The sequence below is a fragment of the Pseudomonas plecoglossicida NBRC 103162 = DSM 15088 genome, assembly GCF_000730665.1.
Classification (GTDB): Bacteria; Pseudomonadota; Gammaproteobacteria; order Pseudomonadales; family Pseudomonadaceae; genus Aquipseudomonas; species Aquipseudomonas plecoglossicida.
Genome location: NZ_BBIV01000005.1, coordinates 24,346 through 45,720 on the forward strand (window position 1 = coordinate 24,346; position 21,375 = coordinate 45,720).

Sequence of the window (21,375 nt, forward strand, 5' to 3'; positions counted from 1 at the left end):
TTACTGTCCCAACTTCAGGCGAGCGGTCTCGCCACTGGTGAACGGAGCAACATCGACGGCCTGGCCGTTGTAGCTGACCTGGGCGCCGCGGGCAAAGCCCAGGCGCACCGCGAACGGCGGCTTGCCGGTCAGCTCGAGGTTGTCACCCTTGCGCTTGATGGCGCTGAACAGCACCTTGCCGTTGCCGTCGCTGACCTGGGTCCAGCAATCGGCAGTGAACTGGATCGCGACCTTGGCGCTGCCAGCCGGTACGGTGGCAGGCTCGGTGGCGGCAACCGCCGGCACGTTGGCCACGGCGGCCACAGGGGCGGCCGGTGCTACTGGCGTAGCAGGTGCAGGTACTGGTGCCTGTGCAGCGGGTGCAGCCACGGGTGCTACAGGCGCCTGCTGAGCCGGGGCGGGCGCGGTAGCCGCAGCCGGGGCTTCGGCAGCGGGCTCTGCAGCCGGCTCGGCCGGGGCCTGTTCCAGCGGCAGCGGTGCGCTCTCGGCCTGCTGGCTGGCGGTCACGGCCTGGTCTTCAGGCTCATCCAGCGGGTGGATCTGGGTAGTGCCGTCGGCGCTTTCGACCTCGACGTGCTCCAGGGCGATCTTGGCCAGGTCCTTGCCACGCAGGCTGCCCTGGTCTTGCCACCAGATGAAGCTGCCGCCAATGACGGCAACCAGCAGCAACAGGCTGACACCGCGCAGGATGTTGTGCGACAGGCGCACCGGTTCTTCGATGCGGCCCAGCGAATGCACTTCGCTGCCCTTGGCATGGGTACCGGTGTACTGATCGAAGGCCTCGACCAGGGATGCCTGGTCCAGGTCCATGAGTTTGGCGTAGGCGCGGATGTAGCCACGGGCGAAGGTATGACCTGGCAGCTTGTCGAAGGCGCCGGTTTCCACGTGGTTCAGTGAACTTACGGTGAGGTTGAGCTTGCGGGCCACCTCGGCTTGCGACCACTCCCGTTTTTCGCGGGCCTGGCGCAACAGCTCACCGGGGTTCTGGCCAGTCGCTGCTGCTACTTCGGGATGCGCGGCTTTCATCGTTGCTCCGACAGGTATTGCTGATATTCCGGCGTACCGGGATAAAGTCGTTGTAATTGCTGGCCCAGCTCGGCCAGTGTGCCCTGCTCGTCGAACACCCGGGCAAGACGGCTGCCCAGCAGGAGGCTGCGGGCACTGTGGTCGCTCAGCTGGCTGAAACGATCGTAGTAGTCCCGGGCCGGCACATAATGCCTGTTTTCGTAGGACAACTCAGCCATTTCCAGCAACGCCCTGGGCTGCCGCTGGTTCAGTTGCAGTGCCTTGGACAGATACGCATGGGCCTGGTCGCGGTCTTCCAGCTTCAGCGCTGTCAGGCCAAGGTTCTCGTACACCCTGGAGCGCTCAGGATACAGGCTATCGTCACTGGCCAGGCGAAACATCTGCTCGGCTTCGGCAAAACGTTGCTGAGCATATAGGAAACTGCCGTAGTTGTTGCGAATTCGCGTATCGCCTGGGGCAGCCGCCAGTGCTTTCTTGAAGTGGGCCTCAGCCAGCAGCGGCTCCCCTTCGGCCTGGAATACCAGCGCCAGGGCCGCGTGGGCATCGGCGTCACTGGCATCAAGGGCCAAGGCCTTGCCCAGTGGGGCCTTGGCTTGCTCGGTCAAACCTTGTTGCAAATAGCCAAGCCCAAGCTGCACATAAGCCCGTCCCGCCTCCACCCTGCCCTGGCGATTGGCCAAAGGGTCGCTCGCGCCGCCCGACACGCAGCCGGCCAGCAGCGAAAGCGCAAGGATCGACAGCGCGGCGCGCAGGCTCATGGCAAGACCGGCCTCAGTGGTGCACGGCGCTGTCTGAAAGCTCAGCGTCGGCGGAAAGCTGCCGCACTGCAATGTAGCGTTCGCTGCGGCGGGTACGGTCGTTGACCTGGCCGACCAGCTGACCGCAGGCGGCGTCGATGTCTTCGCCGCGGGTGGTACGGGTGGTCACGTTGAAACCGCCGTGGTGCAGCAGGTCCTGGAAGCGACGGATAGCATTGTTGCTGGGTCGCTCGTAACCCGAATGGGGGAACGGGTTGAACGGGATCAGGTTGATCTTGCACGGCACGTCGCGCAGCAGCTCGATCATTTGCGCCGCATGCTCGGGCTGATCGTTGACATCCTTGAGCAGGGTGTACTCGATGGTCAGCACGCGCTTGCCGCCCAGGGTCGACATGTAGCCCATGCACGACTCCAGCAGCATCTTGAGCGGGTACTTCTTGTTGATCGGCACCAGCTGGTTGCGCAGTTCGTCGTTCGGTGCGTGCAGCGACAGGGCCAGCGACACGTCGATGTGCTTGGCCAGTTCGTCGATCATCGGCACCACGCCCGAGGTGGACAGGGTGACGCGACGCTTGGAAATGCCATAGCCCAGATCTTCCATCATGATCTTCATGGCGGCGATGACATTGTCGAAATTCAGCAGGGGCTCGCCCATGCCCATCATCACCACGTTGGTAATCGCGCGGTCGATCTTGGCCGGAACGGTCCCGAAGGATTTGTTCGCAAGCCACACCTGGCCGATCACTTCGGCGGCGGTGAGGTTGCTGTTGAAGCCTTGCTTGCCGGTGGAGCAGAAACTGCAGTCCAGGGCGCAGCCGGCTTGCGACGAGACACAGAGCGTGCCGCGATCGTCGGTGGGGATGTAGACGGTCTCTACGCAGCTGCCGGAGGCAACGCGGACCACCCACTTGCGGGTACCGTCAGCGGAAATGTCTTCACTGACCACTTCCGGACCGCGAATCTCGGCAACGGCCTCGAGCTTTTCGCGCAGGACCTTGCCGACATTGGTCATGGCGGCGAAATCGTCGACGCCAAAATGGTGAATCCACTTCATCACCTGGCCAGCGCGAAAGCGCTTCTCCCCGATCGAGTCGAAGAACTGTTCCATTTCCTGCAGGGTCAGCCCCAACAGGTTGATTTTGCCGGTAGATGTCGTCATGGATTCACCTTCACCCTTAAGCTTTCGCTTAGCGAGTGGTTACCTCGGTAGCAGCGAAGAAGTAAGCGATTTCGCGAGCAGCAGCAGCTTCGGAGTCCGAACCGTGAACGGCGTTGGCGTCGATCGACTCGGCGAAGTCAGCGCGGATGGTGCCGGCAGCAGCTTCTTTAGGGTTGGTAGCGCCCATCAGCTCACGGTTCAGAGCGATGGCGTTTTCGCCTTCCAGAACCTGAACGACGACCGGGCCGGAAGTCATGAAGGCAACCAGGTCACCGAAGAAGCCACGAGCGCTGTGCTCGGCGTAGAAGCCTTCGGCTTCGGCCTTGGACAGTTGCTTGATTTTCGAGGCAACGATTTTCAGGCCGGCTTCTTCGAAGCGGGTGGTGATCTTGCCGATCACGTTCTTGGCAACGGCGTCAGGCTTGATGATCGAGAAAGTACGTTGAACAGCCATGGAAAACTCCAGAATATGAGTGTTACGAAAAATTAAACCCGCGAATTATACGCGGGTTCCAGGGGATTGCCTAACCTGCAGCGTCACGCTTAGTCGGCTTCTTCAATCCAGGCCGCCTGGATGGCCTCGAGCACTTTCTCACCGCCACGTGACGGATCGTCGCTGAATTCTGGCAAGGCCAGCACCCAGCGGTGCAGATCGACGAAATTCACATATTTAGGATCGACTTCCGGCTTGCTTTCCGCAAGCTGGATGGCGATCTCAAGTACATCAATCCATTTCAGGCTCATCGGGGCAGACCTCAGTGCGGCGCTTCGGCAGCGTGGTTGAGCGAATACTTGGGAATCTCGATGGTCAGGTCTTGATCGGCGACGACCACCTGGCAGCCGAGGCGAGATTGCGCCTCCAGGCCCCAGGCCTTGTCCAGCATGTCTTCTTCCAGCTCATCGGCCTCTTCGAGCGAATCGAAGCCCTTGCGGATGATGCAATGGCAAGTGGTGCAGGCCTTGACGCCACCGCAGGCGCTTTCCATCTCGATGTGATGATCGTGGGCCAGCTCCAGGATGTTGGTCCCGGGCTCGACGTCCACGGTCAGCCCCTCGGGGCAGAACTTCTCGTGCGGCAGGAATGTCACCAGCGGCATCGGTTACTCCTCGATCTCATTCAGGTTGCGCCCGGCCAGTGCGGCTTTGACCGTCGAATCAAGGCGACGGGCGGCAAATGCATCGGTCACCTGCGACAGACGCTTGGTCTGTTGCTCGATGGCTGGGCCATCGGTGCCGGTCAGCAAATCACGTAATTGTTGCATCTGGAATTCGATGGCTTCGCGCTCCTCGCTGCTGAGCAGGCGCTCGCCATCGGCGTCCAGGGCGCCCTGGACCGCTTCGAGCAGACGCTCGCCATCGACCCGGTGCTCGCGCAGCTGGCGGGCCTGCTTGTCGGAGCCGGCGTGCTCGAAGGAGTCCTTGAGCATGCGGGCGATCTCGCCATCGGTCAGGCCATAGGACGGCTTGACCTGGATGCTGGCTTCCACGCCAGAACCCAGCTCGCGGGCAGCAACGCTGAGCAGGCCGTCGGCATCGACCTGGAAGGTCACGCGGATCTTCGCCGCACCGGCGACCATGGCCGGAATGCCGCGCAGCTCGAAGCGCGCCAGGGAGCGGCAGTCGCTGATCAGCTCGCGCTCGCCCTGCAGGACGTGGATCATCATGGCCGACTGGCCATCCTTGTAGGTGGTGAATTCCTGGGCGCGGGCCACCGGAATGGTGGTGTTGCGCGGGATCACCTTCTCCATCAGCCCGCCCATGGTCTCAAGGCCCAGGGACAGCGGGATGACGTCGAGCAGCAGCAGTTCGCCCCCTTCACGGCGATTGCCGGCGAGGGTATCGGCCTGGATGGCGGCACCGATGGCCACCACCTGGTCAGGATCGATCGAAGTCAGCGGGGTGCGGCCGAACAGCGCGCCCACGGCCTCGCGAACGCGCGGTACGCGGGTCGAGCCACCGACCATGACCACCGCGCCGACTTCCTCCAGCTCGACGCCGCTGTCGCGCACGGCGCGGCGGCAGGCCTTGAGGCTGCGGGCGATCATCGGCTCGATCATGGCTTCGAAGGCAGCACGGCTGAGCTCGCCCTGCCAGGTGCCATGCGCGATGCCGACCACGTCGGTGTCGGTCAGGGCTTCCTTGGCGGCGCAGGCGGCTTGCAGCAGCTGGCGCTGGGTGGCCGGGTCGAGGTCGGCGGACAGGCCTGCCTGTTCGATGATCCAGCCGGCGATGGCGTGGTCGAAATCGTCACCGCCCAGGGCGGTATCGCCACCGGTGGCCAACACTTCGAACACGCCCGCGGTCAGGCGCAGGATGGAAATGTCGAAGGTACCGCCACCCAGGTCATAGATGGCCACCAGGCCTTCGGCATTCTGGTCCAGGCCATAGGCCACGGCCGCTGCGGTCGGCTCGTTGAGCAGGCGCAGCACATTCAGGCCGGCCAGCTTGGCCGCATCCTTGGTCGCCTGGCGCTGGGCGTCGTCGAAATAGGCCGGCACGGTGATCACCGCACCTACCAGCTCACCGCCCAGGGTCAGTTCGGCGCGTTCGCGCAGCACCTTGAGGATGTCGGCAGACACTTCCACCGGGCTCTTCGGGCCCTGCACGGTGTCGATGAACGGCATGTGCGACTCGCCGCCGATGAAGCGGTACGGCAACTGTTCACCGAGTTGCTTGACGTCTGCCAGGCCGCGGCCCATCAGGCGTTTGACCGACAGCACGGTGTTCAGCGGGTCGCTGGACGCCGCCTCGCGCGCCGCCAGGCCGACCTCGTTGTGGGCAGCCAGGTAGCGAACTGCCGACGGCAGAATGACGTTGCCCTGCGCATCGGGCAGGGGCTCGCTGCGACCGCTGCGCACGGCAGCGACCAGAGAATTGGTGGTGCCCAGGTCGATGCCAACCGCCAGGCGGCGCTGGTGCGGCTGAGGGCTTTGACCGGGTTCGGCGATCTGCAGTAGGGCCATGCTTATCTAATTACCTTAGGCGTCATCACGGGCGGCGCCGGGTTAATCGTCGAGGCGCTCTTCCAGTTGGCGCACTTCTTGGGCGAGCTTGTCGAGGAACTGCATGCGGCGCATCAGGCGTTCGGCCTGGTCACGCTCGGCAGGCACATCCCAGCAGGCGGCGAAATCCTCGTTCAGCGTGTCCTGGGCACCCTTGAGGCGCTTCTTGAACACGGCAACACCGTCGAGGTCGGCTTCGTCCTGCAGCTCTTCGAGCTCTTCGCGCCACTGCATCTGCTGCAACAGGAAGTCGGGGTCATGGACCGTGACTTCCTGGGGCACTTCGTGGCCGCCGATGGCCAGCAGGTAGCGGGCACGGCGCGGCGCACTGCGCAGGGTCTGGTAGGCGTCGTTGAGGGCCGCGGACTTCTCCAGCGCTACCCGCTGCTCGCGCTCGGAGGCGTCGGCAAAACGGTCAGGATGGACCTCGCGGGCCAACTCGCGATAGCGAGTGGCCAGCTTGTCGAGGTCCAGCCGAAAGCACGGCTGGAGATCAAACAGAGCGTAATGACAAGGAGTACCCACAGCCAGCCTCAGACGTTGAAGCTTTCGCCGCAGCCACACTCACCGCGCACGTTGGGGTTGTTGAACTTGAAGCCTTCGTTCAACCCTTCCTTGACGAAGTCCAGCTCGGTGCCGTCAAGGTAGACCAGGCTCTTGGGATCAATGATCACCTTGACGCCATGGTTCTCGAACACGGTGTCTTCGTCCGCCAGTTCGTCGACGAACTCCAGCACGTAGGCCAGGCCCGAGCAACCGGTGGTGCGCACGCCCAGGCGGATGCCCTCGCCCTTGCCGCGCCCTTCGAGGGAACGCCGCACGTGGTTGGCGGCGGCTTCTGTCATGCTGATAGCCATCGGAACTCCTTAGCTCTTGCCCTGCAGGCGACTTAGATCAAGCCTTTCTTCTGCTTGTAATCGCGCACGGCTGCCTTGATGGCATCCTCGGCGAGAACCGAGCAGTGGATCTTCACTGGCGGCAATGCCAGTTCTTCCGCCAGCTGGGTGTTCTTGATGGTTTCGGCTTCGTCCAGGGTCTTGCCCTTCATCCACTCGGTGGCGAGGGAGCTGGAAGCGATGGCCGAACCGCAGCCGTAGGTCTTGAACTTGGCATCTTCGATGATGCCTTGCTCGTTGACCTTGATCTGCAGGCGCATCACGTCACCGCACGCCGGGGCGCCGACCATACCGGTGCCGACATCCGGGTCCTCGGCATTCATCTTGCCGACGTTGCGCGGGTTTTCGTAGTGGTCGATGACCTTTTCACTGTATGCCATGGTGCAATTCCTTCCTCATCAGGGAGCCGCTCTTGCCGGCGACTGCTTAGTGGGCGGCCCACTCGATCTTGGAGATGTCGACGCCGTCTTTGTACATGTCCCACAGTGGCGACAGTTCACGCAGTTTGTTCACCGCCTCGCAGACTTTCTGCGCGGCGTAGTCGACTTCTTCTTCGCTGGTGAAGCGGCCGAAGGAGAAGCGAATCGAGCTGTGCGCCAGCTCGTCGTTACGGCCCAGCGCACGCAGTACGTACGACGGCTCGAGCGAAGCGGAGGTGCAGGCCGAACCGGACGATACGGCGATGTCTTTCAGCGACATCAGCAGCGACTCGCCTTCGACATAGTTGAAGCTCAGGTTCAGGTTGTGCGGCACGCGGGCAGTCTGGCTGCCGTTGACGTACAGTTCCTCGAGATCCGAGACCTGCTTGAAGAAGCGGTCGCTCAGAGCCTTGATGCGCACGTTTTCAGCGGCCATTTCCTGCTTGGCGATGGCGAAGGCTTCGCCCATGCCGACGATCTGGTGGGTCGGCAGAGTGCCCGAACGCATGCCGCGCTCATGGCCACCGCCGTGGATGATCGCTTCCAGACGCACACGCGGCTTGCGGCTGACGTACAGCGCGCCGATCCCTTTGGGACCGTAGACCTTGTGCGCCGAGAACGACATCAGGTCGACCTTCAGCTTCTGCAGGTCGATCTCGACCTTGCCTGCCGACTGGGCGGCATCGACATGGAACAGTACGCCGCGCGAACGGGTCAGTTCACCGATGGCGGCGATGTCGTTGATCGAGCCGACTTCGTTGTTCACGTGCATCAGCGAGACCAGGATGGTGTCGTCGCGCAGCGCCGCCTCGACCTGGGCCGGGGTGACGATGCCGTCTTCGCCTGGCTCCAGGTAGGTCACTTCGAAACCTTCACGCTCGAGCTGGCGAGCGGTATCCAGGACCGCCTTGTGCTCGATCTTGGAGGTGATGATGTGCTTGCCCTTGGTCTGATAGAAGTGCGCCACGCCTTTCAGGGCGAGGTTGTCGGACTCGGTGGCACCGCTGGTCCAGACGATTTCGCGCGGGTCGGCGTTGATCAGCTCGGCGACCTGACGACGGCCGTTCTCGACCGCTTCCTCGGCCTTCCAGCCGAATACGTGGGAACGCGAGGCCGGGTTACCGAAGTTGCCGTCGACCAGCAGGCAGTCGGCCATCTTCTGGGCGACCCGAGGGTCGACCGGCGTGGTAGCGGAGTAATCGAGGTAGATCGGCAACTTCATGGGTATCTCCTATCAGGCGGTGGCGTCGCTCGTCGGCACTGTTAATGAAGGGTCAGTCGACGGCGGACGTCTCAATCTTGTCCAGCTGGGCAGTACGGCCTGCGACACGACGCAGGTCCTGGCGCTGGGCGACCTCTTGCACCTCACGGCGCATGACCAGGTCAGCCAGGCTGATGCCGCTGAGAAATTCATGGATCTGCTGGCTGAGGTCGCACCACAGGTGGTGGGTCAGGCAGGTGTCACCGGCATGGCAGTCCCCGAGGCCCTGGCAACGGGTGGCATCGACCGATTCATTGACCGCGTCGATGACCTGGGCCACCTGGATGGTCTCCATGCCGCGCGACAGCTGATAGCCACCACCCGGACCGCGCACGCTGGAAACCAGACTGCTGCGGCGCAGCTTGGCGAACAGCTGTTCCAGATAAGAGAGGGAAATGCCCTGGCGCTCGGAAATGTCGGCCAAAGACACCGGCCCATGCTGCGCGTGCAACGCCAGGTCAAGCATGGCAGTCACGGCGTATCGGCCTTTGGTAGTCAGTCGCATGGCTAATGGGTACCACGGGAGTTACAGGATGTGTGCGAGTATGCGATTCCCGAGCATTTAAGTCAACTATTAGACCTACTGCTTTAGTCGGAATTGGCATCTGGGAGGCGGGCGCGATTGTAGCAGCAAAGGGGCGTGTGCACACGCCCCATATGTCAGCACGCGTTCAGCGAGGCGTTTTCAATGCGACTGAGTGTCGCGCCGGGCCACGACAGACCCTTCGCTGAAGTCGTCTTCCGGCAGCGCCGGCAACTCCTTGGCACAGTAGTCGCTACCCATCTTGGTCAACGCGCCGCACATGCCCTCCAGCCGCTCATCGACGGCCTGCAGGTGGTCGAGCATCTGGCCGATGGCGCGCGCCACCGGGTCGGGCATGTCGCCACTGACGCCATAGGCATCGAATCCGATCTTCTCGGCCATGGCCTTGCGCCTGGCCTCCAGCTCGCTGTCTTCGCTCTTGACGATGATCCGACCCGGAATGCCCACCGCGGTAGCACCGGCCGGCACCGCCTTGGTGACCACCGCATTCGAGCCGATCTTGGCCCCGGCACCCACAGTGAACGGCCCCAGCACCTTGGCGCCGGCACCGACCACCACACCGTTTTCCAAGGTCGGGTGGCGCTTGCCCTTGTTCCAGCTGGTGCCGCCCAGGGTCACGCCTTGGTAAAGGGTGACATCGTCGCCGATCTCGGCGGTTTCGCCGATGACGATGCCCATGCCGTGGTCGATGAAGAAGCGCCGGCCGATGGTGGCGCCGGGGTGGATCTCGATGCCGGTCATCCAGCGCCCGAAGTTGGACACCAGCCGGGCCAGCCACTTGAAGTCACGCTTCCACAGCGCGTTGCCCAGGCGATGCAGCCAGATCGCATGCATGCCCGGGTAGCAGGTCAGGACCTCGAAGGCGTTGCGCGCCGCCGGGTCACGGTGGAAAACACTCTGGATATCTTCACGCAGACGCTCGAACATCTGTCAGTCCTTCCGTTTATGCGGCTCGCCCCGTGCGACCTTCTGGGTCTCGGTGAGGATGCCGCGCAAAATGCTCATTTCCGAACGATTGACCGAGCTGCGCCCGTACAGCCGACGCAAGCGCGGCATCAGGTGCTTGGGCTTCTCCGGGTCGAGGAAGCCGATGTCCACCAGGGTTTTCTCCAGGTGTTCGTAGAACAGCTCCATTTCGTCCATGGTCGCCAGCTCGTTGCTGCGCAGCGAGTTGGCTTCGAACTTCTCGACTTTCGACGGCGCGCCTTCGGCTGCCAGCCAGGCCATGCGCACCTCGTAGGAGAGCACCTGGACCGCGGCGGCAAGGTTCAGCGAACTGAAGTCGGGGTTCGAGGGAATGTGCACGTGGAAGTGACATCGCTGCAGTTCTTCGTTGGTCAGGCCGGCGTGCTCGCGCCCGAACACCAGGGCGATCTCTTCGCCGCCAGTGGCGTGCTCCACGGCCTTGGCCCCGCACTCACGGGGGTCGATCAGCGGCCAGGGGATGCTGCGCTCACGGGCACTGGTGCCCATCACCAGGTTGCAACCGACCAGCGCCTCTTCGAGGCTGTCGACCACCTGGGCGTTGGCCAGCACGTCATCGGCACCCGAGGCGCGCGCCGTGGCGTCACCGGCCGGGAACTCTTTTGGCTGCACCAGCACCAGACGCGACAAGCCCATGTTTTTCATGGCACGCGCAGCGCCGCCGATGTTGCCGGGGTGGCTGGTATTGACCAGAACAACACGAATATTTTGCAGCAAGGTGTTGTGCTCACAGATGCAGGTTTTGGGGGTATCGATCTTACAGAACCGACCAGCGTAACGCCATGAAAGCAAATGTGACACTTCTGCCGCCAAACTTTTCTGCTAGAATGTCCGGCTTTCTTCTTTAACATCTCCAGGTGACCCGCCCATGCAGCCTATGCTGAATATCGCCCTGCGCGCCGCTCGCAGCGCCAGTGAACTGATCTTCCGCTCCATCGAACGCCTGGATAGCATCAAGGTCGACGAGAAAGAGGCCAAGGACTACGTCTCCGAGGTCGATCGCGCCGCCGAACAGAGCATCGTCAACGCCCTGCGCAAGGCCTACCCGAACCACTCCATCCAGGGCGAGGAAACCGGCCTGCACGCGGGCACCGGCGAAGAAGGCAAGGACTACCTGTGGATCATCGATCCGCTGGACGGCACCACCAACTTCCTGCGCGGCATTCCTCACTTCGCAGTCAGCATTGCCTGCAAATACCGTGGTCGCCTCGAACACGCCGTGATCGTCGACCCGGTACGCCAGGAAGAATTCACCGCCAGCCGCGGCCGTGGCGCCCAGCTCAATGGCCGTCGCCTGCGCGTCAGCTCGCGCACCAGCCTGGACGGCGCCCTGCTGGGTACCGGCTTCCCGTTCCGTGACAACCAGATGGCTGACATGGACAACTACCTGGGCATGTTCCGCGCCCTGACTGGCCAGACCGCCGGCATCCGCCGCGCCGGCTCCGCCAGCCTGGACCTGGCCTACGTCGCCGCCGGCCGCTTCGACGCCTTCTGGGAGTCGGGCCTGTCCGAATGGGACATGGCGGCAGGCGTGCTGCTGATCCAGGAAGCGGGCGGCCTGGTGAGCGACTTCAACGGTGGCCACGACTTCCTCGACAAGGGCCACATCGTCGCCGGCAACATCAAGTGCTTCAAGGCCGTGCTGACTGCCATCCAGCCGCACCTGCCAGAACACATGAAGCGCTAAGCGCCGATTGCAGGCACAAAAAAGCACCCGCCGAGGGTGCTTTTTTTATGCCTGAATTTTGTGCTGCCTGTACCGGCCTCATCGCCGGCAAGCCGGCTCCTACAGGAATTGTGGGAGCCGGCTTGCCGGCGATGGGGCCAGAGCAGGCAACATCAAATCACTGCCCAGCTTCGCTCAGGATCAGGTTGCCATTCTTGTCCAGCGGAATGGTCTGGCCCGGCTCGCGATCCATCTTCACCTTGCCAACCTGGTTACCGATGGAGTAGGTGACGTTGTACCCGACCACCTTCTCACTGATGTCATTGACCGTATTGCAGCGGGTTTGCGTGGTGGTATAGGTGTCACGCTCCTGCATGCCCTCCTGTACCTTGTTACCGGCATAACCACCACCCACCGCACCGGCCACGGTAGCGATCTTCTTGCCCGTACCACCGCCGATCTGGTTGCCCAGCAAGCCGCCGGCGATAGCGCCAACGACGGTACCGGCGATCTGGTGCTGGTCCTTGACCGGCGCCTGACGCGTCACGGCGACATCCTTGCAGACTTCGCGCGGTGTCTTCACCTGCTGCTTGATCGGCTGCACATCGGTGACCTGGGCGTATTCAGGCCCTTTGTTCACCAAGCTGTAGGTCGCCACAGCACCTCCGGCAGTTACACCGACAGCACCCAGTACCGCACCCACCAGCATTGATTTGTTCACATGAACCTCCTGATCGTACCTGCGGGGGTCAACCCGCCTTCTCCCAGCCTTGGAGCGAAAAAAAAGGCGCGAGTTCAACACTCGCGCCTTTTCACTGCCAAACGGCGTGAAGTCAGCCCTTAAGGACGGTCATCCACACCTTCGGCCTTGGCAGGCGGGATCAGGTCTTCGCTGTTCAGGTTCAGCCAGATCAGCACCACGTTGGCGATGTAGATCGACGAGTAGGTACCCGCCATGACGCCGATGAACAGCGCCAGCGAGAAGCCGAACAGGTTGTCACCGCCGAAGAACAGCAGCGCGGCAATCGCCAGCAGGGTCGAAACCGACGTGGCGATGGTGCGCAGCAGGGTCTGGGTGGTCGAGACGTTGATGTTCTCGATCAGCGAAGCCTTGCGCATCACGCGGAAGTTCTCACGCACCCGGTCGAACACGACGATGGTGTCGTTGAGCGAGTAACCGATGATCGCCAGCACCGCCGCCAGTACCGTCAGGTCGAAGGTGATCTGGAAGAACGACAGGATACCCAGGGTCACCACCACGTCGTGGATCAGCGAGACGATCGCGCCGACCGCGAACTTCCACTGGAAGCGGAAGGCCAGGTAGATGAGGATGCCGCCCAGTGCCAGCAGCATGCCGAGGCCGCCCTGGTCACGCAGCTCTTCACCAACCTGCGGGCCGACGAACTCGACGCGCTTGATCGTCGCCGGGTTGTCGCCACCGGCCTTCTGCAAGGCCGCAGCCACCTTGTTGCCCAGCTGCGGGTCATCACCCGGCATGCGCACCAGCAGGTCGGTGGTGGCACCAAAGCTCTGCACCACGGCCTCGTGGAAGCCGGAATCCACCAGCTCGGCGCGTACAGCCTTGAGGTCGGCCGGACGCTCGTAAGTCAGCTCGATCAGCGTACCGCCGGTGAAGTCCAGGCCGAAGTTCAGGCCTTTCTGCCACCAGCTGAACAGCGCCAGCACGGTGAGGAGCACGGTAATGGCGAACGCGACATTGCGCACGCCCATGAAATTGATGGTTTTCATCGTAGCTCCCTCAAACCCACAGCTTCTTGATGTCACGCCCGCCGCAGGTCAGGTTGACCATTGCACGGGTCACCATGACGGCGGTGAACATCGAGGTGAAAATCCCGAGGGACATGGTAACCGCAAAGCCCTTGACCGGGCCGGTACCCATGGCGAACAGGATGCCGCCGACCAGCAGGCTGGTCAGGTTGGCGTCGATGATCGCGGTGTAGGCGCGGTTGAAACCTTCGTGGATGGCGCGCTGCACCGACATGCCGGCGTTAAGCTCCTCGCGAATCCGCGAGAAGATCAGCACGTTGGCGTCCACCGCCATACCCATGGTCAGCACGATACCGGCGATACCCGGCAGGGTCAGGGTCGCGCCCAGCAGCGACATCAGCGCCAGCAGCAGGACCATGTTGCCGGCCAGGGCCACGGTGGCGATCACACCGAACGCACGGTAGATGGCGATGATGAACAGCGAGACGAACAGCATGCCCCACAGCGAAGCATCGATACCCTTGGTGATGTTGTCGGCACCCAGGCTCGGACCGATGGTACGTTCTTCGGCGAAGTACATCGGTGCGGCCAGGCCACCGGCACGCAGCAGCAAGGCCAGTTCGGACGATTCGCCCTGGCCGTTGAGGCCGGTGATGCGGAACTGGCTGCCCAGCGGCGACTGGATGGTCGCCAGGCTGATGATCTTCTTCTCTTCCTGGAAGCTCTGTACCGGCACTTCCTTCTCGACGCCGTCGACGGTCTGCTTGACGTAGCGGGTAACCGGCTTCTGCTCGATGAAGATCACCGCCATGCTGCGCCCGACGTTGCTGCGCGTGGCGCGGCTCATCAGCTCGCCACCGTGACCGTCGAGACGGATGTTCACTTGTGGGCGACCGTGCTCGTCGAAGCTGGCCTGGGCGTCGGTGACCTGGTCACCGGTGATGATCAGACCGCGCTCGACCTGGGCGGAACGACCGCCTTCGCGGAACTCGAAGACCTCGGTAGTGGCCTTGGAAGCGCCCGGCTCGGCACCGAAGCGGAACTCCAGGTTGGCGGTCTTGCCGAGGATACGCTTGGCTTCGGCGGTGTCCTGCACGCCCGGCAGCTCGACCACGATGCGGTTGGCGCCCTGGCGCTGCACCAGCGGCTCGGCCACACCCAGCTCGTTGACCCGGTTGCGCACGGTGGTGAGGTTCTGCTTGATCGAGTATTCGCGGATCTCGGCGACTTTCGCCTGAGTCAGCGCCAGACGCAGCACGGCGAGCTCGTTGCGCTCGGTGGTGGTCAGCTCGAAATCATTGAAATTCTTGCGGATCAGGGCACGCGCCTGCTCGCGGGTAGCATCGTCAGCGAAGCCCAGCATGATGCCGCCATCCTGCTGAGGCAGGCTGCGGTAGCGGATGCGCTCTTTGCGCAGCAAGGTCTTGACCTCGCCTTCGTAGACTTTCATGCGGGCGCTCATGGCCTTGTCCATGTCCACTTCCAACAGGAAGTGCACACCACCGGACAGGTCCAGGCCCAGCTTCATCGGGCTTGCACCCAGGTTGCGCAGCCATTGCGGAGTGGTCTGAGCCAGGTTCAGGGCCACGACGTAATCATCGCCCAGTGCCTTGCGCACGACATCCTTGGCTGGCAGCTGGTCTTCCTGGTTGGTCAGGCGTACCAGCCCGCTGCCCTTCTCGCCCAGGCTCGCGCCCTTGACGGTGATACCGGCCTCGGTCAGCGCCTTGGTGACGCGATCGAGTTCGGCCTGATTCACGTGCAGCGCAGAGCTGGCACCGCTGATCTGCACCGCAGGATCATCCGGGTAGAGGTTGGGAGCGGAATAAATAAAACCGATCGCCAGTACCAACACGATCAGTGCGTATTTCCACAGAGGGTATTTGTTCAGCATCACGCCGCCCGTTCAAGACGCGGGGCGCGTTGCGCGCCCCGACTGGAAAGAAAAACCGGTAACTCAGATAGCCTTGAGCGTACCTTTTGGCAGGGTCGCGGCAATGGCGCCCTTCTGGAACTTCAGTTCGACGGTGTCGGAAACTTCCAGCACCACGAAATCATCGGAGACCTTGACGATCTTGCCAGCGATGCCGCCGTTGGTGACAACTTCGTCACCTTTTTGCAAGTTGCTCAGCAGGTTCTTCTGCTCTTTGGCACGTTTGGCCTGTGGGCGCCAGATCATCAAGTAGAAGATGACCAGGAAACCGACCAGGAAAATCCACTCGAAGCCGGTGCCGGCTGGGCCAGCGGCGGGTGCTGCAGCGTCCGCGTAGGCGGCGGGGATCAAGAAGCTCATTGGGCACTCCAGTTGTAAAGTTCTAATAAGTTAGTGCGAACAGTCAGTCCAAGGGCGGCACGGGAAGCCCGCGCTTGGCGTAGAAGGCGTCGACAAAGGCGGCCAATTTACCCTGTTGAATAGCCTCGCGTAAACCGGCCATCAAGCGCTGGTAATGGCGCAAGTTGTGGATGGTATTCAGCATGCTGCTCAGCATTTCACCGCACTTGTCCAGGTGATGCAGGTAGGCGCGGGAGAAGTTGCTGCAGGTGTAGCAGTCACAGGTCGGATCCAGCGGCGAATCATCGTGGCGATGGAACGCGTTGCGGATCTTGATCACCCCTGTATCGACGAACAGATGGCCATTGCGCGCGTTGCGCGTCGGCATCACGCAGTCGAACATGTCGACGCCGCGGCGCACACCCTCAACCAGATCTTCGGGTTTGCCTACCCCCATAAGGTAACGAGGTTTGTCAGCAGGCATCTGTGCCGGCAGGTAATCCAGCACCTTGATCATTTCGTGCTTGGGCTCGCCCACCGACAGGCCGCCGATGGCCAGGCCGTCGAAGTCGATGTTGACCAGGGCCTCCAGCGAACGCATGCGCAGGTCCTGGTACATGCCGCCCTGGACGATGCCGAACAGCGCTGCGGTGTTGTCGCCGTGAGCATTCTTGGAACGCTGGGCCCAGCGCAGCGACAGCTCCATGGAGGTGCGCGCCACATCATGCTCGGCCGGGTACGGCGTGCATTCGTCGAAGATCATCACGATGTCCGAACCCAGGTCGCGCTGCACCTGCATGGACTCCTCGGGGCCCATGAACACCTTGGAGCCGTCGACTGGCGAGGCGAAGGTCACGCCCTCTTCCTTGATCTTGCGCATGGCGCCCAGGCTGAACACCTGGAAGCCACCGGAGTCGGTCAGGATCGGGCCCTTCCACTGCATGAAATCGTGCAGGCCGTTGTGCTTCTTGATCACCTCGGTACCCGGGCGCAGCCACAGGTGGAAGGTGTTGCCGAGGATGATCTCGGCACCGATGGCCTCGATGTCACGCGGCAGCATGCCCTTGACCGTGCCATAGGTGCCCACCGGCATGAACGCCGGGGTCTCGACCGTGCCACGGGGAAAGGTCAGGCGACCACGACGGGCCTTGCCGTCGGTGGCCAGCAGTTCGAAGGACATTCGACAGGTGCGACTCATGCTTGATCCTCGGGGCCGCGCGGCGCCGGATTGCGGGTGATGAACATGGCATCACCGTAACTGAAGAAGCGGTAACCCTGCTCGACCGCCGCCGCGTAGGCAGCCATGGTCTCGGGATAACCGGCGAAGGCCGAGACCAGCATCAGCAGCGTGGACTCCGGCAGGTGGAAATTGGTGACCAGGGCGTCGACCACATGGAACGGGCGGCCCGGGTAGATGAAGATGTCGGTGTCGCCGCTGAAGGCCTTGAGCACACCATCACGCGCCGCGCTCTCCAGCGAACGGACGCTGGTGGTACCAACCGCGACCACGCGACCACCACGGGCACGGCAGGCGGCGATGGCGTCGACCACGTCCTGGCTCACTTCGAGCCATTCCTTGTGCATGTGGTGGTCTTCGATCTTGTCGACTCGCACCGGCTGGAAGGTGCCGGCGCCCACGTGCAGGGTGACGAAGGCGCGCTCGACGCCCTTGGCGGCGATCTTCTCCAGCAGCGCCTCGTCGAAATGCAGGCCGGCAGTCGGGGCTGCCACGGCGCCCGCGCGCTCGGCGTAGACGGTTTGGTAGCGCTCACGGTCGGCGCCCTCGTCGGGGCGGTCGATGTACGGCGGCAGCGGCATGTGGCCGACACGCTCGAGCAGTGGCAGCACCTCTTCGGTGAAGCGCAGCTCGAACAGCGTGTCGTGGCGCGCGACCATCTCGGCCTCGCCGCCGCCGTCGATGAGGATCGTCGCGCCTTCCTTCGGCGCCTTGCTGGCACGCACATGGGCGAGCACGCGATGACTGTCGAGCACGCGTTCGACCAGCACTTCCAGCTTGCCACCGGAGGCTTTCTGGCCAAACAACCGCGCCGGGATTACCCGGGTGTTGTTGAACACCATCAGGTCGCCAGGGCGCAGGAAGTCGAGCAGGTCGGTGAACTGCTTGTGCGCCAGGGCCCCGCTCGGCCCATCGAGGACCAGCAGGCGGCTGCCATGGCGCTCGGCCAGAGGGTGGCGGGCGATCAGGGAATCGGGGAGTTCGAAAGAAAAATCGGCGACGCGCATGATGATGTTCGGGTTCGGCAGGGCCGGGAAGTTTAGCCCAACGCGTGAAAATTGACCATGAAAGCCGATTGACCGACCGAAGGCACCTCTCTATACTGCGCGCCACACGCCCTGATGGCGGAATTGGTAGACGCGGCGGATTCAAAATCCGTTTTCGAAAGGAGTGGGAGTTCGAGTCTCCCTCGGGGCACCAAATCCAGAAAAAACCGACCTTGTGGTCGGTTTTTTTGTGCCTGCGATTCAGCGCTCGAATCCGGCCGCTTGCTTGACGCCAGCCCACCGGCCACGCCCCCTCCCGCCATCGCTGCAATCTATTGGCCAGCACCGCGCCCGCTACTTAAGATTTCACTCATCGGATATACACAGAAAGTATTGCCGACGTAATGGCACATAGCCATAGTTACAATCCCACTTGCTTGGCTGTGCAGATCATGAAATCGACCGTGCCCTGTCTGGCAGCAATGATGCTGCTGAGTGGGTGCAATGGAATGCCGACCACTTACGTATCGGACCCCGTCTACGACCAGGCTTTCGTAGTCACCTCGGGCGCCCCTCTGCCGATGCTGCTGATGGCCACCGCCATCCAGTGGAACGAGGACTACGCCGTCACCGCCAAACACACGCCCTTCCTGCGCAACGTGGTCCATGAAGGCCTCGGCGACGTGGTGTTCTTCAAGCACAAGGCCGCCAAGGTGCCACTCTGGCGCCAGTACGTGCCAGGCGAGGCAGTGACCGCAATCGGTTTCAACAGCCTGATGATGCCGGTGCAGGGCAAGGGCCGGACTCTGGATTCGCTGGTGCGGCTGGAAGGCACGCCCGGCAGCGTCTTCTATTCGGTGCATGATGGCCCGATGGTCAAAGGCATGTCCGGCGGGCCGGTGTTCGCCGAGGACGGCAAGGTGGTCGGGATCAATGTGGCGTTCATCCCCAAGGATGAGATCGACAGCCGCAACCGGCCCGACCTGGCCGACAAGGCGCGTGTCAGCGTGTTCATGTCGTACAGCGAGATCGACAAGGAGTGGCGGCGCTTCCAGTACCTGGCGCAGAAGCACAGACCCGGTGGCCCGCCTGGCCCGGTCAAGGGGTATGTGGCGGTTGCGACCAAGCCTTGACTGCGTCGGTCAGTGCGCTCCATCTGGCCTATGATGTCGTTGCCCGCCAAGCGGCCTGAACACACACCGCAAAAGGACCTGCCATGCACCTCACCCACCGCCCCGTCCAGCCCGGCGACATCCCCGCCATCTGCTGCTTCCCGCAAGGCCCGGACGAGCTGTTCTACATGTTCCCCAAAGCCACCTATCCCCTCACTCCTGCGCAATTGACCGAGGCCATCAACCAACGCAGCGGTTCCACGGTAGTGGAGGCCGAAGGTGCGGTGCTCGGCTTTGCAAATTTCTACAAGGCCGAACAGGGCGGTATCTGCGCCCTGGGCAACGTGGTGGTAGCCCCTGCCGCACGCGGTCATGGCGTAGCGCGTTACCTGGTGCAACGCATGGTCGAACTGGCCCGCGAGCAGTACGCGGCACGCGAGGTCTGGGTGTCGTGCTTCAATCACAACACGGCGGGGTTGCTGCTTTATCCACAGCTTGGCTTTGTACCATTTGGCATCGAGGAACGGCAGGCCCCGGATGGACAGCGGGTGGCGTTGGTACAGATGAAGCAAACTTTGCATCGAAACTGAAAGAGTCAGCTCGAAACCAGGTGAGGCCGCGCAGAAAGATCGATGCCAAGCGCCCGAATGACCTTCAGTACTGTATCAAAGCGGGGCTTTGCCCCAGGTGTGAGGGCCTTGTAAAGGCTCTCTCTTCCCAAACTACTACCGGCTGCAATCTGAGACATTCCACGCGCCCTTGCAATGTGGCCGAGCGCACGAATGATTTCATCCGTGTCGCCATCGGCCAGGACCTGACTCAGGTACTCGCTGATAGCTTCGTCGCTGTCCAGCAGTGTGACCATGTCAAAAGGAATGAGCTTCTCGTTCATTTCAGCTCCTTTGCCAGCTTTCTGGCCTTCAGGATATCGGTGGCCTGAGAGGATTTGTCCCCTCCAACAAGCAAAATGATCAACCGGTGTTGCTTTCGCGTGAAGTAGATCCGGTACCCCCCAGCGACGTCGACGCGAAGTTCACTGATGCTTCCTCCAACTGACTTGAAGTCGCCCAGATTACCCATCGCCGCTCGTTCGATCCTCCGACCGACAGCCAGTTTGGCCCTGAGGTCTTTCAAGCCCGCCAACCAGCGAGCGAAGTGCTCGGTTTGCTCAACAACGCAGATCATGTGGACACCCCAATCGTATCCATATGGATACGAATATTCAAGATTTGGAAGTAATTCCACTCTGTCGGCGCTGCACCGAAATAGAAATTCGGTCGCGTCCTTGAACTGAGTCAGCTTTTTCCGCGCTGAGATAGCCACAAAATCCCTTGCAACATTCAGCGCCGAACCTTCTACCTCACACGACGTCGGATCCTGCATCGCCCCCGTTTCGAGATCCCCCGCATGAAAGACATCATCGCCCGCAAGTACCGCCTGGTGGTGAAGACCTTCGGCTACATCGGCTGGTCGCTGTTCTGGCTGCTGATCTGGGACGTGCTGGTCACCATCGATTTCATGCTGTTCTTCAACAGCAAGTTCACCTTGCCGCTGATCCCGCTGACCTTGCTGGGGTCGGCGCTGGTGGTGCTGGTGAGCTTTCGCAACAGCAGCGCCTACAACCGCTGGTGGGAGGCGCGCACATTGTGGGGCGCGCTGGTGAACGGTTCGCGTAGCTTCGCCCGGCAGACACTGACGCTGATCGACGACCCGGATGACGGGCTGAACCCGGTCAAGGCCACGCTGCTGCGCCGGCATATCGCCTATGTGAACTGCCTGGCCGCGCACCTCAAGGGCGAGGCCTGCCCGGACGAGTTGATGGCGTTCATCCCGCCGGCCGAGTTCGAGCGGCGCAACCGTTCGAACAACTTCGCCAACGACATACTCGGTGGTTCGGCGGCGCTGCTGGCGCGCGAGTATCAGGCCGGGCGCCTGGACAGCATTCGCCTGGCGCGGCTGGAGTCGACGCTGGTGGACCTGTCCAACGCCCAGGGCGGCATGGAGCGAATCGCCAACACGCCACTGCCCTACCCTTACGTGTATTTTCCGCGGCTGTTCATCACGCTGTTCTGCCTGATCGTGCCGGTGGGGCTGGTGGAGTCGCTGGGCTGGTTCACGCCGCTGGCGTCCACGGTAGTCGGCTTCATGTTGCTGGCGATCGAGCGAATCGGCACCGATCTGCAGAGCCCGTTCCGCTTCAGCGAGCACCAGATCCAGATGGATACGATCTGCGAAACGATCGAGCGCAACCTGGAGTCGATGCAGCGCGAAGCGCAGTGTGGGGAGTTGATGCAGTGAGGGGCTGCTTTGCAGCCCAATCCCCGG

The 21,375-nt window shown here is 62.5% G+C and carries 26 protein-coding genes and 1 tRNA gene; 5 read left to right on the top strand and 22 right to left on the bottom strand.

Annotation, left to right across the window (positions count from 1 at the left end; translation table 11 throughout):
- The 14 genes from PPL01S_RS03065 to trmJ form a co-directional block, all read right to left on the bottom strand.
- Complete coding sequence (locus PPL01S_RS03065; RefSeq protein ID WP_028625328.1) at positions 1 to 1,026, bottom strand: RodZ domain-containing protein; 1,026 nt, start codon at positions 1,024 to 1,026, stop codon at positions 1 to 3.
- The gene (gene pilW, locus PPL01S_RS03070; RefSeq protein WP_016393989.1) at positions 1,023 to 1,784 is read right to left on the bottom strand and encodes a type IV pilus biogenesis/stability protein PilW; all 762 of its coding nucleotides are present in this window, start codon (positions 1,782 to 1,784) and stop codon (positions 1,023 to 1,025) included. Before pilW ends, PPL01S_RS03065 begins: the two co-directional genes overlap by 4 nt.
- A 13-nt stretch (positions 1,785 to 1,797) precedes the next feature.
- Entirely contained in the window at positions 1,798 to 2,943 is a 1,146-nt protein-coding gene (gene rlmN / locus PPL01S_RS03075) for a dual-specificity RNA methyltransferase RlmN (RefSeq protein ID WP_028625327.1), read from the bottom strand.
- Between the two features lie 28 nt (positions 2,944 to 2,971).
- A complete protein-coding gene (ndk, locus tag PPL01S_RS03080) occupies positions 2,972 to 3,397 on the bottom strand; it encodes a nucleoside-diphosphate kinase (protein WP_008092560.1) in 426 nt (141 codons plus the stop codon).
- Positions 3,398 to 3,486: 89 nt separating this feature from the next.
- The gene (gene iscX, locus PPL01S_RS03085) at positions 3,487 to 3,687 is read right to left on the bottom strand and encodes a Fe-S cluster assembly protein IscX (RefSeq protein ID WP_016393987.1); all 201 of its coding nucleotides are present in this window, start codon (positions 3,685 to 3,687) and stop codon (positions 3,487 to 3,489) included.
- 11 nt (positions 3,688 to 3,698) lie between these two features.
- Positions 3,699 to 4,040: an ISC system 2Fe-2S type ferredoxin gene (gene fdx, locus PPL01S_RS03090; RefSeq protein WP_016393986.1), complete on the bottom strand. Its 342-nt coding sequence runs from the start codon at positions 4,038 to 4,040 to the stop codon at positions 3,699 to 3,701.
- A 3-nt stretch (positions 4,041 to 4,043) separates the two neighbouring features.
- Positions 4,044 to 5,906 carry a Fe-S protein assembly chaperone HscA gene (gene hscA / locus PPL01S_RS03095; protein ID WP_016393985.1) on the bottom strand — a complete coding sequence of 621 codons (1,863 nt, stop codon included), beginning with the start codon at positions 5,904 to 5,906 and terminating at the stop codon, positions 4,044 to 4,046.
- A gap of 42 nt (positions 5,907 to 5,948) precedes the next feature.
- On the bottom strand, positions 5,949 to 6,470 hold the full coding sequence (hscB, locus tag PPL01S_RS03100) for a co-chaperone HscB (protein ID WP_008092565.1): 522 nt from the start codon (positions 6,468 to 6,470) through the stop codon (positions 5,949 to 5,951).
- Between the two features lie 8 nt (positions 6,471 to 6,478).
- Positions 6,479 to 6,802 (bottom strand): iron-sulfur cluster assembly protein IscA, encoded by a 324-nt coding sequence (gene iscA, locus PPL01S_RS03105; protein WP_008092567.1) that lies wholly within the window; start codon positions 6,800 to 6,802, stop codon positions 6,479 to 6,481.
- Between the two features lie 32 nt (positions 6,803 to 6,834).
- Positions 6,835 to 7,221, bottom strand: coding sequence for a Fe-S cluster assembly scaffold IscU (gene iscU / locus PPL01S_RS03110; protein ID WP_007929523.1), 387 nt, complete (start codon positions 7,219 to 7,221; stop codon positions 6,835 to 6,837).
- A 46-nt stretch (positions 7,222 to 7,267) separates the two neighbouring features.
- A complete protein-coding gene (locus PPL01S_RS03115) occupies positions 7,268 to 8,482 on the bottom strand; it encodes an IscS subfamily cysteine desulfurase (RefSeq protein ID WP_016393984.1) in 1,215 nt (404 codons plus the stop codon).
- 52 nt (positions 8,483 to 8,534) lie between these two features.
- Positions 8,535 to 9,026, bottom strand: coding sequence for a Fe-S cluster assembly transcriptional regulator IscR (iscR, locus tag PPL01S_RS03120; RefSeq protein ID WP_008092572.1), 492 nt, complete (start codon positions 9,024 to 9,026; stop codon positions 8,535 to 8,537).
- A 180-nt stretch (positions 9,027 to 9,206) separates the two neighbouring features.
- Entirely contained in the window at positions 9,207 to 9,992 is a 786-nt protein-coding gene (gene cysE, locus PPL01S_RS03125; protein WP_016393983.1) for a serine O-acetyltransferase, read from the bottom strand.
- A gap of 3 nt (positions 9,993 to 9,995) precedes the next feature.
- Positions 9,996 to 10,766: a tRNA (cytosine(32)/uridine(32)-2'-O)-methyltransferase TrmJ gene (gene trmJ, locus PPL01S_RS03130; protein WP_016393982.1), complete on the bottom strand. Its 771-nt coding sequence runs from the start codon at positions 10,764 to 10,766 to the stop codon at positions 9,996 to 9,998.
- 151 nt (positions 10,767 to 10,917) lie between these two features.
- Here trmJ and suhB point away from each other — a divergent pair, with 151 nt between their 5' ends.
- Positions 10,918 to 11,736: a type III secretion system regulator SuhB gene (gene suhB / locus PPL01S_RS03135; RefSeq protein WP_016393981.1), complete on the top strand. Its 819-nt coding sequence runs from the start codon at positions 10,918 to 10,920 to the stop codon at positions 11,734 to 11,736.
- A gap of 157 nt (positions 11,737 to 11,893) precedes the next feature.
- On the opposite strand, the gene PPL01S_RS03140 is transcribed toward suhB, so the two are convergent.
- The 6 genes from PPL01S_RS03140 to queA form a co-directional block, all read right to left on the bottom strand.
- Complete coding sequence (locus PPL01S_RS03140; RefSeq protein WP_016393980.1) at positions 11,894 to 12,436, bottom strand: glycine zipper 2TM domain-containing protein; 543 nt, start codon at positions 12,434 to 12,436, stop codon at positions 11,894 to 11,896.
- Between the two features lie 119 nt (positions 12,437 to 12,555).
- Positions 12,556 to 13,464 carry a protein translocase subunit SecF gene (gene secF / locus PPL01S_RS03145; protein ID WP_016393979.1) on the bottom strand — a complete coding sequence of 303 codons (909 nt, stop codon included), beginning with the start codon at positions 13,462 to 13,464 and terminating at the stop codon, positions 12,556 to 12,558.
- Positions 13,465 to 13,474: 10 nt separating this feature from the next.
- A complete protein-coding gene (gene secD / locus PPL01S_RS03150) occupies positions 13,475 to 15,337 on the bottom strand; it encodes a protein translocase subunit SecD (protein ID WP_016393978.1) in 1,863 nt (620 codons plus the stop codon).
- Positions 15,338 to 15,400: 63 nt separating this feature from the next.
- Positions 15,401 to 15,736, bottom strand: coding sequence for a preprotein translocase subunit YajC (yajC, locus tag PPL01S_RS03155; protein WP_008092587.1), 336 nt, complete (start codon positions 15,734 to 15,736; stop codon positions 15,401 to 15,403).
- 43 nt (positions 15,737 to 15,779) lie between these two features.
- The gene (tgt, locus tag PPL01S_RS03160; RefSeq protein WP_016393977.1) at positions 15,780 to 16,895 is read right to left on the bottom strand and encodes a tRNA guanosine(34) transglycosylase Tgt; all 1,116 of its coding nucleotides are present in this window, start codon (positions 16,893 to 16,895) and stop codon (positions 15,780 to 15,782) included.
- Positions 16,896 to 16,909: 14 nt separating this feature from the next.
- On the bottom strand, positions 16,910 to 17,959 hold the full coding sequence (gene queA, locus PPL01S_RS03165; protein WP_028625325.1) for a tRNA preQ1(34) S-adenosylmethionine ribosyltransferase-isomerase QueA: 1,050 nt from the start codon (positions 17,957 to 17,959) through the stop codon (positions 16,910 to 16,912).
- Between the two features lie 108 nt (positions 17,960 to 18,067).
- Between queA and PPL01S_RS03170 the strand changes: the two genes are divergently transcribed.
- From PPL01S_RS03170 to PPL01S_RS03180, 3 genes are all read left to right on the top strand, one after another.
- Positions 18,068 to 18,152 (top strand) — tRNA-Leu (locus PPL01S_RS03170).
- Positions 18,153 to 18,423: 271 nt separating this feature from the next.
- Positions 18,424 to 19,071: a trypsin-like peptidase domain-containing protein gene (locus tag PPL01S_RS03175; RefSeq protein WP_028625324.1), complete on the top strand. Its 648-nt coding sequence runs from the start codon at positions 18,424 to 18,426 to the stop codon at positions 19,069 to 19,071.
- Positions 19,072 to 19,154: 83 nt separating this feature from the next.
- Complete coding sequence (locus tag PPL01S_RS03180; protein ID WP_016393974.1) at positions 19,155 to 19,640, top strand: GNAT family N-acetyltransferase; 486 nt, start codon at positions 19,155 to 19,157, stop codon at positions 19,638 to 19,640.
- Between the two features lie 5 nt (positions 19,641 to 19,645).
- On the opposite strand, the gene PPL01S_RS03185 is transcribed toward PPL01S_RS03180, so the two are convergent.
- Together PPL01S_RS03185 and PPL01S_RS03190 are read right to left on the bottom strand one after the other, a co-directional pair.
- Positions 19,646 to 19,942 carry an addiction module antidote protein gene (locus PPL01S_RS03185; RefSeq protein ID WP_028625323.1) on the bottom strand — a complete coding sequence of 99 codons (297 nt, stop codon included), beginning with the start codon at positions 19,940 to 19,942 and terminating at the stop codon, positions 19,646 to 19,648.
- The gene (locus PPL01S_RS03190; RefSeq protein WP_028625322.1) at positions 19,939 to 20,235 is read right to left on the bottom strand and encodes a type II toxin-antitoxin system RelE/ParE family toxin; all 297 of its coding nucleotides are present in this window, start codon (positions 20,233 to 20,235) and stop codon (positions 19,939 to 19,941) included. The genes PPL01S_RS03185 and PPL01S_RS03190 overlap by 4 nt, the downstream gene beginning before the upstream one ends.
- Before the next feature lie 222 nt (positions 20,236 to 20,457).
- Here PPL01S_RS03190 and PPL01S_RS03195 point away from each other — a divergent pair, with 222 nt between their 5' ends.
- Entirely contained in the window at positions 20,458 to 21,348 is an 891-nt protein-coding gene (locus PPL01S_RS03195; protein WP_016393971.1) for a bestrophin family protein, read from the top strand.
- Positions 21,349 to 21,375: the final 27 nt, after the last annotated feature.

Coding starts and splice junctions, on each gene's coding strand:
- fdx (WP_016393986.1), bottom strand. CDS start 4,040: ATGCCGCTGGTGACATTCCTGCCGCACGAGAAGTTCTGCCCCGAGGGG.
- PPL01S_RS03180 (WP_016393974.1), top strand. CDS start 19,155: ATGCACCTCACCCACCGCCCCGTCCAGCCCGGCGACATCCCCGCCATC.
- rlmN (WP_028625327.1), bottom strand. CDS start 2,943: ATGACGACATCTACCGGCAAAATCAACCTGTTGGGGCTGACCCTGCAG.
- PPL01S_RS03185 (WP_028625323.1), bottom strand. CDS start 19,942: ATGAACGAGAAGCTCATTCCTTTTGACATGGTCACACTGCTGGACAGC.
- PPL01S_RS03115 (WP_016393984.1), bottom strand. CDS start 8,482: ATGAAGTTGCCGATCTACCTCGATTACTCCGCTACCACGCCGGTCGAC.
- secD (WP_016393978.1), bottom strand. CDS start 15,337: ATGCTGAACAAATACCCTCTGTGGAAATACGCACTGATCGTGTTGGTA.
- iscA (WP_008092567.1), bottom strand. CDS start 6,802: ATGGCTATCAGCATGACAGAAGCCGCCGCCAACCACGTGCGGCGTTCC.
- iscX (WP_016393987.1), bottom strand. CDS start 3,687: ATGAGCCTGAAATGGATTGATGTACTTGAGATCGCCATCCAGCTTGCG.
- PPL01S_RS03065 (WP_028625328.1), bottom strand. CDS start 1,026: ATGAAAGCCGCGCATCCCGAAGTAGCAGCAGCGACTGGCCAGAACCCC.
- ndk (WP_008092560.1), bottom strand. CDS start 3,397: ATGGCTGTTCAACGTACTTTCTCGATCATCAAGCCTGACGCCGTTGCC.
- iscR (WP_008092572.1), bottom strand. CDS start 9,026: ATGCGACTGACTACCAAAGGCCGATACGCCGTGACTGCCATGCTTGAC.
- secF (WP_016393979.1), bottom strand. CDS start 13,464: ATGAAAACCATCAATTTCATGGGCGTGCGCAATGTCGCGTTCGCCATT.
- PPL01S_RS03195 (WP_016393971.1), top strand. CDS start 20,458: ATGAAAGACATCATCGCCCGCAAGTACCGCCTGGTGGTGAAGACCTTC.
- yajC (WP_008092587.1), bottom strand. CDS start 15,736: ATGAGCTTCTTGATCCCCGCCGCCTACGCGGACGCTGCAGCACCCGCC.
- queA (WP_028625325.1), bottom strand. CDS start 17,959: ATGCGCGTCGCCGATTTTTCTTTCGAACTCCCCGATTCCCTGATCGCC.
- tgt (WP_016393977.1), bottom strand. CDS start 16,895: ATGTCCTTCGAACTGCTGGCCACCGACGGCAAGGCCCGTCGTGGTCGC.
- suhB (WP_016393981.1), top strand. CDS start 10,918: ATGCAGCCTATGCTGAATATCGCCCTGCGCGCCGCTCGCAGCGCCAGT.
- pilW (WP_016393989.1), bottom strand. CDS start 1,784: ATGAGCCTGCGCGCCGCGCTGTCGATCCTTGCGCTTTCGCTGCTGGCC.
- iscU (WP_007929523.1), bottom strand. CDS start 7,221: ATGGCATACAGTGAAAAGGTCATCGACCACTACGAAAACCCGCGCAAC.
- PPL01S_RS03175 (WP_028625324.1), top strand. CDS start 18,424: ATGCTGCTGAGTGGGTGCAATGGAATGCCGACCACTTACGTATCGGAC.
- hscA (WP_016393985.1), bottom strand. CDS start 5,906: ATGGCCCTACTGCAGATCGCCGAACCCGGTCAAAGCCCTCAGCCGCAC.
- PPL01S_RS03190 (WP_028625322.1), bottom strand. CDS start 20,235: ATGATCTGCGTTGTTGAGCAAACCGAGCACTTCGCTCGCTGGTTGGCG.
- cysE (WP_016393983.1), bottom strand. CDS start 9,992: ATGTTCGAGCGTCTGCGTGAAGATATCCAGAGTGTTTTCCACCGTGAC.